The following is a 12,963-nucleotide window of genomic DNA, read 5'->3' as shown; positions in this document are numbered from 1 at the left end:
TAGTCATTTTTTCAAATTATGAGTTAAATTGCATTTTATGCATTTGTGCATAAATTCCATCTAAATCGATCAATGATATATGATTGCCATCTTCAACAACTTTTCCATCATCAATCACTAGAATTCTATCTGCCTTTTCAATTGTTGATAAACGATGGGCGATTATAATTGACGTACGATTTTTTTGAAGGATTTCAATCGCATCTTGAACTAACTTCTCGGATTCATTATCTAAAGCTGAAGTTGCTTCATCAAGAATTAATATAGGATTATTTCGTAAAAGTACTCGAGCAATAGCTATTCTTTGTCTTTGCCCACCTGATAAAAGAATCCCATTATCACCAACTTCTGTATCTATACCTGATTCTAATTTATCGATAAACTCCATTGCATTGGCTAATTTAGCTGCTTGAATAATATCTTCACGACTATATTTATCTTTTTCGCCATAGCTAATATTTTCTGCAATAGTCCCATTAAACAAATGTACCCGTTGGGAGACATAACCAATTTGATGACGCAGTGACTTTAACGTATATTCTTTAATATCAATTGAATCTAAAAGAATTTCACCTTGTGATACATCATAAAATCGTGGAATTAGGTTTGCGATAGTAGATTTACCTGCACCTGAACGCCCAACTAAAGCAATTGTTTGCCCAGCTTGTATATTTAGAGAAATATCATTTAGTGCAGGAGTATTTCGAGTCGGATATGTAAAAGTTACATGTTTAAATTCAATATTGCCTTTTATATTATTAGCTACAATAGTTCCCTTATCATCTTCTAATGGAGAATTCAAAAGCCCAAATAATGACTCGCAGGCCATCGAACCTTTTTGTAACTCCACATGTAAACTGGTTAATTCTCGTAATGGGCGCATAACAGCCACCATAGCAGAGAAAACAACAGTAAAAGATCCTGGTGTAATATCTAAGCTTTGATTAGCAACTAAATATAATACAAAACCTAACCCTAATGTGGCAATCAATTGTATAAGAGGTGTCGATAATCTGGATATAACTTCAATTTTTAACATTCCTCTACGAAAACCGTCATTAAGTTTATAAAAATTATTTTTTTCGTATTTTTTTGCATTGAATATTAAAATTTCTTTGTGTCCTTTCAACATTTCATCACTTGCAATCGAGATTTGCCCCATACCTTGTTGCATAGATGCAATAGTTTTTCTGAATCGTTTAGCAATGAATTGAGCAATAAAGATAATTAAAGGCACAAGAATAATAAGTACTGATGCTAACTTCCAACTACCATAAAGCATAACGATACATAATCCAACTGCATAAGCTATCTCACGGATAAGTATTATTAATGCATCTGAAGAAGCCTTTGATAACATTTGTGTATTATATGTGATAACAGAAACAAGCCCGCCAACAGATTGTTGATCATGAAAACTAACCGGGCTTTTTACTAAATGATCAAATATCATCTGTCTAAAATTTGTTATTACTTTACCTGATAACCACGAAAGGCAATAAGTAGAAGCGTAATTAGAAATTCCTCTTAATCCGATCAAGCCAATAATACCAAAAGCAATAGTTATCAATAGTGGATAATTTTTCCCCATTAGCCCGTTGTCTAATAATGGTTTAGTTAATGATATTAAAGTAGCATCGGTTGCAGCATTTAGTAACAACCCGAAAATAGCTACAAACAATGCTTTTCTATAAGGTTTAATGAATGGCCAAAGCTTTTTAAGAGTCGTGTAAGAGTTATATTTTTGAGACATTGCGAACACTATGACGTAATAACAATTGTACTTATTATACTATAAATGTAACTATTGAAGTTAGTTTTATTAAAAATTTCGTATTTATAATTAGATAAAGAATATTAAATAAAGTTTATATCTTCGCATTATTTATATTTAACAACAAAAAAAGCTATAGAGTGTAAATATAAATTTCTATATAGCAATATATTATAATTAACAAGTTAAGGTTAGAAGTTAGAACTATTAATAAATGAGTTAGTGATTATCTAATGCCAAATTTTATTAAAGAGTTTATTAATCGGTTTATCAAGATATTTAATATAAATAGCAGATATAAGGAAAGATACAAATAAAGCAATAAAAATTGTCATACCATAACCAATTATTTCGCGGGTGAACGGATATTTATCCCATAATAAACGCTCAAATATCGCATGAGACCAAAAACCGATATCAGAATGAATTAAATATAAAGGATAAGTCATTGCACCTAAAAACTTGATCAAATTATAATATTTGCCTACGCCATTTAAGTTAGAAGCATACCAAACTAACGAGACTACACAAACAGCAGAAAGTAATAAAGCGACATGTGATACTTGATAGTGGAATAAATTAATAGCATCAGTATTATTAAAATATACCATTCGATTATAAATTAATATCGTGCTGAAAAGAATCAATATGATATCTGATGGCTCACATTTATTTTTTCTCATGTTAAAGATAACAATACCAGCAACAAAATGACCTGCATATTGTGTAAGCAGAACATAATTAATTATAGTTGAATTTAAAACAAACTGATTAATAAAAGAAATGATAATCCAAATGAAGCATATTTGATTTTTGTATCTTTTCCATAAATCCAATTGCATCATAATAAAAACTAAAATATAAAAAGTAACTTCAATTTGTATCGTCCAATAAATACTACTGAAAAAAGCATGGCCAAAAGCTTGTGGAAAAAATGTAAGACTATAAAGCAGTGATACTATTCTTTCCAAAGGATCAATCATAGGAACAGAAATAGAAAAGACATAAATTATCAAACCAAAAATGACAAAAGTAGGGACAATTCTATTTATTCTGGATTTTATAAAACCAAATGAACTTTTTCCTTCTGATGATAATGAAATGACAAATCCACTAATTAGAAAAAAAATATCTACCCCAAAATCCCCGAAATATAAGGCATTAATAGCATAACTTTCAGGAATAAAACCGGATAATGGGCTAGCAAAGAAATAATGATAAAAAATAACCATCATGCAAGCTAGAAATCTAAGTCCATCTAGCGCTTCAATTCTTGTTTTTACTTTCATTTTAGATTTCTTTATATTTATCACGTTATTATTTGGAATTAAATTTTTCCTAATTATATAATTAGATAAATTATGCGATTATAAAACTAACATTAGTTATTTTTGATTTTGTTAGGCTTAGTTTTGACTTTTATTTTTATTCCTAAAAAACAAATTATGTAGCATTTATCTGTTTTCCAAACCCCAATCATTCTTTGCCAAAGATTTAGAAAAAGAGAGTTGACATTTTCAATGCGGGAATAATTTTTTTTATACAATGAAATAATAAAAGGATTTGTAGGATAAAAATCAAGTAATTGAAATTTATTTACTAAATCCGTTGCTTTGGATAATACTTTTTTTCTGCCATTCTTTTTTGCATAATAAAGGCCATCCCAAAGATTTTTTTCAAATAAATCACATAATATTGGTTCAATTTTTGAAAATAAATTCCATTTGAAAATGAATTTTAAAAGATATTCAAAACATAATAATTTGTCTAATCCATTATTATATTTTCCTAATTTTTCAATTTTTCTTTTTGAGGTTAATCCCATAATTGAATTATCTCGTATCGTGTAGTTATATAGCTTTTCATTCATAAAATACACTTTATGAGAAACTAACATGTATGACCAAAAAAAAGGATTGTCTTCGTATAACAAACCATTAGGAAAGCTGATTTTATATTCTTTTATAAGCTCTTGCTTGTAAATTTTATTCCATGCACACACATCCATATTTTTTAAAATCTCGGGAGTTAAACTAATAATCCCATGATATTTATGGATATAATATTTTTCCTGATTCGCATCAGTACATTGAGATTCAAATACTAAATTAGTTGAAAAATAAACTGCATCTATATCATCTGAGTTGAAGTGTTGGAGAGCTAATTCATAAGTATTTATTTCGATATAATCGTCAGAATCAACAAATGTAATAAATTTTCCTGAAGCATTTGATATACCAACATTTCTAGCTACAGATAAACCTTCATTTTGTTTCGAAATGATTTTGATTCTATGATCTATTTCTTGATATTTTTCTAAAATAGATAAAGAATCATCGGTAGATCCGTCATTAATACATATTATTTCAATATCATTTATTGTTTGATTAATGACGCTATCTAAACATCTTTTTAAATAATTAGCTGTATTATATACAGGTATAATCACAGTAAGTATTGGAAACACATCCATAAATTTATCAAAATTTATCTGAGCTAATTAGATTAAACATTATTTTACCTCAATTTCCTGAAATAATCCTTTCAAACCTACAGGGTTAACAGAAACTATTTCAGTATCTGGATAAACATGATTAGCAAAGGTTTTGAAATTTTGCCAACCTTGTAAAATATTTGGCAAATCACCTTTTAAAGAAGGTGATATTGATTTTTTATTATCATCAAAGTAACCATCTTCACTACAATCACATCCAACTAAATAAATTTTCTTAGGATTGGTATATAGGGCAAATGCTAGAGCAGCAAAAACCACCGAACCGAAATCCGGTAACAAGCAAGAAGAAATATCCCTCACAAATGGTGTATGCATTCCACCCGTATAATAACGCTTTGCACCATATTTAATTAAATAGCTTTCAGGTATTGCACAAGTTTCCATTGTTAGTACATCGCCATAAAATTTCTGACATTTACCTTGGCCATACTGATTTATGTTTGCAATTTCATCTTTTAATCCGGAAATATCCTGGATAAATAAAAAATCAAAATCTACTTTATCAAATTTGTACGCTCTATTTACTCCAATGTGGATCACATTAGGGATAGGTACATAATGATTCAAAGATGGACCTGTAGCAAGTATTGCAATTTCTTTACCATTAAACATATTTTTATATGGTAAGAAAGTTTTTTGATGAGTGATAAACACAGAATTATTAATACTTATTTTTTTATCTAAACCCTGCATTCGAACAGTTAGACTTTGTTTTGTATCTAAATTATCAGCTACAAGTTTATTAACTTCAGTTTCAAGGTTTTTATTCAATGAAGCAAAATTTTCTAAACTATTTTTTGATATCAAATCGAACTCATTTTTAATGTCAATAAATTTGTCATTTATATCATTGATTTCATTTTTAATATTTTCAAATTTAGAATTTAATAATTGGTTATATTCGTCATTCATTGTATTTGTTGGATTATCAGAATTATTAATCGCTAAATGAATATCATCTCGCAATCCTTGTAATTGACAATCAACATGATGCATCAATTTATCATATAACCAATCAGCTCTATTTTTTGAGTCTTGAAAATGCCAATTCATGACGTTTTTCACATCTTCAATTTTGAATTCAAACATTTTCTGCAAATTGATTTTTTTAAATTTCAGTCCTAAAATTCGGTAGCATTTGAAATAAGAATTTACTTGTTTCTTAGAATACAAGCGTATACCTAAAAAGTAATATTTTTTCTCATTATATTTAATCTTTTTCTTAAACAGCGGAATAAAATTAAATAATTTAAAAGTTGAACATGAGTTATTTGGATTATTAAGGTTTTTATGCTCATCAGAATTATTTGTATTTGGCGTTGTATTTATTAATTCCTCATGATAGATTTCTTCCGGTTCAGGCTCTGGCAAATCTGACCATGGAGATAAATGACAATATCGCCACCATACTGAATAAAAAAATCTAACTTTTCGATTTATCCAAGGCTTGTTAGCTCCACCATAGTGATAGATCCTAGGATGATTGAAGGCTTCTTGGATATCTTTCTTATCGTAAAAAGCATCATAGTATAAATCAATGTCGTGATGCATATCACAAAACACATTATATGAAGGAGGAAAATGTTCTAATAAGTGTGGATGAGTCTGACCAACAATATAATTAAGTGTATCTTGATCTGCGTACGGAGGATTTGGGTGATTATCTAAAAATTCAAAAGCTTTTTTGAATAATTCTAATTCTTTTGCTTTTTTAACATTTAATAAAAAGAAACCAGCATTGAAATAAGGATATTTTAATGGATTATTCTGAAAATTTTTTAGATCTTTCCATTCCATAAAATGTTTTAAAATACTATCTCTATATTGCATAGCAAGTATTTCAACAACAGCACCCATAACGTTTTCTTCATCAAACTTATCATATAAATAAGAAAGATCAGAATCAATAATCATATCACCATCAATATAAAAACATTTATCAACATCATCTGGTAATATATCTAGCATTAATAATCTATAATAAACAACAAGATTAACATATTGCAAAACAAATTTACTAGTATCGATACAGTCAAAAAGATGAATGTAATCTTCCATCTCGACAAAAATGATTTCGCACGGCCTCACTTTTTTTACATCTTCAAGCCGCTTCTTATCATCTTTAGTAAAACCTTGAACAAATACAAAAAAACGTGCTCGTCTATTCTCAGCTAGGTTAAGCAGAATAGAAGTCATACAAACACCTAATGGAGCTACATAATTATTATCACCAGTTAAAACAAAATTTATATAACTACTTTTCATCGTTAATGTTTTCCTAAAAATTGATATTTTTATCGATAATATTTCTTAGTAATTGTTAAAATAGGTAGGTTGAAAGCATAATATTTCATTTTGTTCTTCTTTTCTTTCCTTTTATAAACCGGAATATATTTGAACAAATGATAATTGATACGCTTATTTTCCTTATTAATTGTTAAGATTGGCAGATTAAAGAAAAAATATGATGATACATTCTTCTTAGATAATTTTTTTAAAACGACTAAATTAGCTATTTTGAATTTATTTTTGATCTGAATTTTATTCTCATATTCAAAATTATACCATTCTTTACAGATTGGAACATATTTTTCATGATTAAAATCAAAAGCATGATTGACATTAGCAAGCATCTTTTTATCTTTTGGAGTGGAAACAGAGCAAAAAATATTTACCCAATCGAAAATATTTTTCCACGTAATGAATGGATTCCAATTTGGAAATGAAGACAATAAATCCTTCGCAAATTCTACTATACCTTCAGACAGAACAGGATAAATTTCACTACGAATTTTGTCATTATTATCTGGCTTTTTATAGATTGGGTTTCCATTTCTAAAATCTTTGATTGGCGGTTCAGGTGATGTCATAAAAAATTCCATGACATCCCAATCTTTTATCCATGAAAATTTATCTTCTCGATAAGCTCTTAATATATAATCATCTAGATTAATATTTGTATTTTCATTAGCTTGTAACAAAAAGTAGTATCCATAAAGTTGCTTCCCTATTATTTTTTCAATCAATCTTTGCGATGATAAATTAATTGAACAGGTATCGATAATAGCGAGATTTTCTTTTAAAGATAAATTTTCTATATAATCTTTATAAGATTTAGTTTCCTCTTCAGCAAGTTTCTTGTATATATCAATATGTTGCTCAATAAAAGCGACACCTTCTTCAGTTGAAGTGATATTAGGTGTTTTTTCTTTTAAAATATCATTTCGTTCTTTATAGTGAGATAATATATTTTTGACTGCTGAAAATTTTTCATTGGGATCAATATACTTATTTTGATTAAAATCTAGATAAAACAGAGTACTCAATACCCTCGGTGCATAAATATAACTCGATTTAACTTCATCATCATTCATTAGATCAAACACTTTTTTTAATGAATATCCATCTCTAGCAACGAAAAGTGCATTATTTATATTATCTTTTTCGAATGACTTTTTTAACCAATAAACATATGAAAATACGGTCGGTCCGGCGTAATTATAACCAAAGTTTTTCCAATAATTTTTATCAAATTTTAGATGATTATAAGCAAGTAATCCAAGCAATATTGAGGCACCAACATCATTAGGATTTTGATCATAGTACATTTTAGTACGTATATTGCTTTCAAATAACTGATCTATTGCTTTTTTGTAATGATAAGCATCAATTCCTTTCTCTATCGCTCTTTCATAATCTGAATAATAATTATCCCCAATATGTAATAGTGTATTAGGAGCAGTTATATTTAAATCATTTAAAATAAGTGTATAAAGTGTGCCATTGTGTTTTGTAACTAAAGTTTCAGAAGATAAATAAAAATGATCATATTTGTTATAACCATTTTTATGTAAAACATTTATTAATATATCTTTTGGCAAGTACATGTCTGAAGTGATAATTATTTTCTTTTTTTTCTTCAAGGCATATTTGTAAACTTGATAAATATCTTTATTGACTTTTAAAGCCGCTATTTCATGCTCTATTTCTTTACATTTAAAGGTTCGGAAATAATCTGGTAATTGTTGATATATCTCATCTAATGTTATTTCTTCTGCTGAAGTGTGGGCTCTAGCATTAGTTTCAGCCGCTATTCGAGCTTTAAAAAAACCAGGAATATTATAAAGCTTTTCCATATGCAAAAATAAATCTGTAGGTTTTGCATATATTCTTAATAATAGAGTGTCAAAAATATCAAACGAAATTATTTCATGAGTGTCAATTAATTTTTTTACTTTATCTAGCATAAGTATTTAAAACCTTTTAAATGTATAAAAATGATATGCATACATATTCTGTTTATGACAATAAGCAATATATATTTGTATATTTAATGTAAATAATTTATATGATTTTGGTAAGTATATCTTTTTAAAATTACTCTGTCATCTTAAGAAAATACATTACTCAAAAACAATAATACACAAAGTAATGCTTAAACTAATTTCTATAAATTATAATTAACAGAATAATGTTTCTAAAAAACGGCAATTTATTTAAAAAGGCATGAAGTAAGAATTTGAGCTGAAACTATTTTCATCATACTCTTACAAATTCACTTAAAAACGATAAATTTTTTCAAACCTATCTCACACTATTATTAAGAAAATAGAGCTTCACTTTTAACAGTGTCGTGAATAAATTTTAACATTATACACACATATTGAAATTGAAACATTAGGTAATCTAAAATTCATCCTATTATTTGTTTGCTATTTAAATATGCTATAACCGTCTTCCTCAACCCACTTTCGAAGTCCTCTTGAGGTTGCCAACCTATTTCTTTCGTTATTTTAGATGAATCGATAGCATATCGATAATCATGGCCCGGTCTGTCAGATACAAATTGAATTAAATCCCGATATTTTATTATTGAACTTTTATATTGGGGAGCGAGTTCATCAAGTATTTTACAAAGTTTTTCAGCTAATGCTATATTGGTTGATTCGTTATTAGCACCAATATTGTATGTTTCGCCTATTTTACCATTGATTAAAACGGAATATAAAGCTTTAGCATTATCTTCCACATAAATCCAATCACGCATTTGCAAGCCTTCACCATAGATAAGTATCGGTCTACCGGCAAGTGCATTTGCAATGACTGATGGAATTAACTTTTCAGGATGTTGGAATGGACCGTAATTATTTGTACTGTGCGTGATGATTGTTGGCAGACCATAGGTTTTATACCAAGATCTGACTAGATGATCGCTTGATGCCTTTGATGCTGAATACGGGCTATTTGGTGCATAAGGGGTTGATTCAGTAAATTTACTCTCGTTTTGTTGCAGTTCGCCATATACTTCATCGGTTGAAACATGAATAAAGCGAAAAGTTTCTTTCAAGTCTTTAGCTAAGTTTTGCCAATAATGATAAGACGATTCTAGCAGTGTGAAGGTTCCAATAACATTGGTTTCAATAAATTTAGCCGGATGATTAATTGAGCGATCTACATGACTTTCAGCCGCCAAATGTATGATTGCATTTGGTTGATACTGCTCAAAAATATGGTCGAGTGCGTGTCGATGACAAATATCCACTTTTTCAAAAAAATATCTGTTGTTGGTGGATACTGATTGCAATGCTTGCAAATTGGCCGCATAAGTCAGTTTATCAAGATTAATAACTTGATGCGCTGTCTGCTCGATAATATATCGAATAACCGCTGAGCCAATGAATCCTGCACCACCCGTTATCAAAATTTTTTTGCTGTCAGACAAAATTATCGCCCTATTCCATAATCTCTTAACTTATTGGCAATCGCTGTATGTGATACCCCTAACCTTTTGGCCAGTTTTCTTGAGCTAGGGTACTTATCATACAGCCTTAATAAAATCTCTTTTTCAAACTGCTTAGTCATTTCATCAAGTGTTTTATTTTCAATATTATTGATCCAAGATAATTGTGACGTAGTTGGAATCGGTAGCACAATATCTTTTGTTGTTAAAACAGATGAAGTAAGTTGAGCTAATGCTGAATAAAGAACATTTTTAAGCTGACGTACATTACCCGGCCAAGAGTAACGAGTTAAAAACTCTATCACATTGTCATCGATCGTTGGTGGGGTGATCCCTTGTTTGTTGGCAAATTCATCGACAAAGATTTTCGTTAAAGGTGCGATATCATCTTGGCGTTCTTGTAATGAAGGTAGATTCAGCGATAAGACATTAAGCCGATAATAAAGATCTTTTCTAAATTTGCCCTGTTCAACTAAACCGGCCAAATCCACTTTAGTGGCACAAATAATTCTTACATCGACATAAACTTCGTTATCATCCCCAACTCGGCGAAAATAACCGTCATTGATGAATCGTAATAATTTTGTTTGCATTTGAAATGACATTTCATCAATGCCATCAAGTAATACCGATCCACCATTCGCCTGCTCAAAAAAGCCTTTTTTACTTTCAGTTACCCCCGGATAAGCACCGGCTGCGTGTCCATATAATTCACTTTCAACGACATCATCGGGCATGGCTGCACAATTTAGCGCTAAGAAGGTTTGATCTCCTCGTGGACTATATTGATGACAAGCATGAGCAAGTAAATCTTTGCCCGTCCCTGTTTCGCCCGATATTAAAAGTGGTTCACGTTGCATTGAAAAAGCTTTAGCTTGTGCAATGAGTTTTTTCATTACCAAACTTTCTGTTGCGAAAATATCAAATGCATGCCGCCCAACAACTTGTATTTTAGATAACCTTTTTTTCAAATATTCAATAGATTGTAAAATAAAGATCGTTTTAGATTGTTCATCGACTTTTTGTAACAGGAAGTATTGAGAATTTAAAACAATTATCGTGTCATCATGGATATCTAAATTTGACGATTCATCTAAATTGAATACTTTTTTATAATTAAATGGTTGATTCAATACTAACGTATTGTGCGTAAATAAAGCTTTTGCTGCACTATTATAGGCAACTAAAAGTTGGTTATTATTAATTTCAATGATTGCCGCTTGCATGATCTGCCCACTTTTCGTTTAGTTTCATTAAATTATTGTGACGAAGTTGCCAATCACGATTATGGATTAATTCATCGTAAGTTACTTTGGTATCGGTCAGTAAGCGTTTAGCTTTTTCTGACTGCAAATTATGCTTTTTATTTAATTCAGCTAGCTGCTGTAAAATAGCTAAAGTACCTTGCCTGTTATTACAAGCTAACAGCAGATCACAGCCGGCCTCTAATGCTGCCTTTGCTCGCTCAGCATGATTCCCCATAATAGAGGCGCCTTCCATTGATAAATCATCGGAAAAGATGATCCCTTTAAACTGCAATTGCTGCCGTAATACCGTTTTAAGCCAGTAAGATGACCCACTTGCAGGTTTATTATCAAAGGCGCTGTAGATAACGTGAGCTGGCATAATAGCGTCGAGTTTGTCATCGGCAATGAGTTTGGCAAAAATTTGCATATCTTGCTCAATAAGCGATTTATCACGATTATCTATTGGTGTTTCTTTATGTGAGTCAGCAATTACATGCCCATGTCCGGGAAAATGCTTACCGGTTGTTTTCATGCCCGCTGCATGCATACCATCAATCATGGCAGAAGCAACTTGATAGGCAATATCAGCATCTTGATGAAATGAGCGAGTCCCAATGGCTAAACACTCGTGCCCGAGATCTAGCACAGGCGCAAAGCTAAGATCGATATCAAAAGCGATTAGCTCCATTGCCAGTACCCAACCCGCATCAAATGCCTGTGATTTGGCTTGTGGTAAATCATTTAAAGCGGCAAAAGATTGTGCCGGAGGAATCAGCGTAAATCCCTGTTTAAAACGCTGAACACGACCACCTTCATGATCGACAGAAATTAAAAGGCGTTGCGAAGAATTATCACGAATCTGTTTTATCAATTCTTTTAACTGATTAGGTTCTTGATAATTGCGACTAAATAAAATCACTCCAGCAAGCAACGGATTTTGCAAAAGTTCTTTTTCCTCTTGGGTTAACGATGTGCCTTCAACATCGATCAACAGCGGTCCCATTATTGATTTACCCCTGTAGTTGTATTGGTTGTAGTTGCATCGGACGTAGTTGGGGCAGAAATTGTTGTATTCGTTTCAGGTTGAGTTTTTGGCTGAGAAGGAAAATCTTTTGATGTGGCACGAGTTAAAATCTCGCCACTTTGGGTTGAAAGAAGTTCCATAGCAACATTGGCATTATCGGTATCAGTCGGTAATTTATAAATGGTGGTAAATAGGACATAACCAGCACTTAATGATTTAGCCAAACCAATCATTTTACTACGTGAAACAAGTTTATCATCGGCTGAAATACCCAATGTTTGTTTAGCTTGATTAACAGCCTTTTTATCTACAACGGTATAAGTATTTTGTTTGCTCATCAATTGATATAAAGCATTATCGATTTGATTAGTAGCAAGATAATCACCACTACGATTTTGGATATCACTAATTAAGATCAAGTTATTAGCGCTTCCGGCTTCTGATGAGTGTAATATCTTATCCACAAACGGAGATAAAATCTGATTCCAGTTTGTCTCTTTAACAATCTTCGGTGGTGTATCAACCACACCAGTACCATCTGGCGTTCTATTAATAATTGGCGGGCTAACTCTGACGTTATCTTTTTGCCCCAAAAGGTGGCAACCTGCTAATAAAAGAATTATTGGACCAATAATGAAAACCTGTTTGATTTTATTCATATTA

The 12,963-nt window shown here is 30.6% G+C and carries 9 protein-coding genes; all 9 read right to left on the bottom strand.

All coding sequences use genetic code 11. The features are described 5' to 3' along the window. Positions 1–16: 16 nt before the first annotated feature. A complete protein-coding gene (msbA, locus tag GYM74_RS04125) occupies positions 17–1,753 on the bottom strand; it encodes a lipid A export permease/ATP-binding protein MsbA (protein WP_220219223.1) in 1,737 nt (578 codons plus the stop codon). A gap of 251 nt (positions 1,754–2,004) precedes the next feature. Further along, on the bottom strand, positions 2,005–3,063 hold the full coding sequence (locus GYM74_RS04120; RefSeq protein ID WP_220219222.1) for an acyltransferase: 1,059 nt from the start codon (positions 3,061–3,063) through the stop codon (positions 2,005–2,007). 92 nt (positions 3,064–3,155) lie between these two features. Continuing rightward, the gene (locus GYM74_RS04115) at positions 3,156–4,247 is read right to left on the bottom strand and encodes a glycosyltransferase (protein ID WP_220219221.1); all 1,092 of its coding nucleotides are present in this window, start codon (positions 4,245–4,247) and stop codon (positions 3,156–3,158) included. Positions 4,248–4,286: 39 nt separating this feature from the next. Then, complete coding sequence (locus GYM74_RS04110; protein ID WP_220219220.1) at positions 4,287–6,554, bottom strand: glycosyltransferase family 8 protein; 2,268 nt, start codon at positions 6,552–6,554, stop codon at positions 4,287–4,289. A 29-nt stretch (positions 6,555–6,583) separates the two neighbouring features. Then, a complete protein-coding gene (locus tag GYM74_RS04105; RefSeq protein ID WP_220219219.1) occupies positions 6,584–8,536 on the bottom strand; it encodes a hypothetical protein in 1,953 nt (650 codons plus the stop codon). A gap of 446 nt (positions 8,537–8,982) precedes the next feature. After that, positions 8,983–10,011, bottom strand: coding sequence for a dTDP-glucose 4,6-dehydratase (gene rfbB, locus GYM74_RS04100; RefSeq protein WP_220219218.1), 1,029 nt, complete (start codon positions 10,009–10,011; stop codon positions 8,983–8,985). Positions 10,012–10,013: 2 nt separating this feature from the next. Beyond that, positions 10,014–11,255 carry a sigma 54-interacting transcriptional regulator gene (locus GYM74_RS04095; protein ID WP_220219217.1) on the bottom strand — a complete coding sequence of 414 codons (1,242 nt, stop codon included), beginning with the start codon at positions 11,253–11,255 and terminating at the stop codon, positions 10,014–10,016. Further along, entirely contained in the window at positions 11,236–12,279 is a 1,044-nt protein-coding gene (nagZ, locus tag GYM74_RS04090) for a beta-N-acetylhexosaminidase (protein WP_220219216.1), read from the bottom strand. The genes GYM74_RS04095 and nagZ overlap by 20 nt, the downstream gene beginning before the upstream one ends. Next, positions 12,279–12,959, bottom strand: coding sequence for a hypothetical protein (locus GYM74_RS04085; protein ID WP_220219215.1), 681 nt, complete (start codon positions 12,957–12,959; stop codon positions 12,279–12,281). Before GYM74_RS04085 ends, nagZ begins: the two co-directional genes overlap by 1 nt. Between the last annotated feature and the right edge of the window lie 4 nt (positions 12,960–12,963).

The organism is Gilliamella sp. ESL0405 (assembly GCF_019469205.1).
Classification (GTDB): Bacteria; Pseudomonadota; Gammaproteobacteria; order Enterobacterales; family Orbaceae; genus Gilliamella.
The sequence above is the reverse complement of the archived record's forward strand: the minus strand, read 5'-3'. Positions and strand labels throughout refer to the sequence as shown.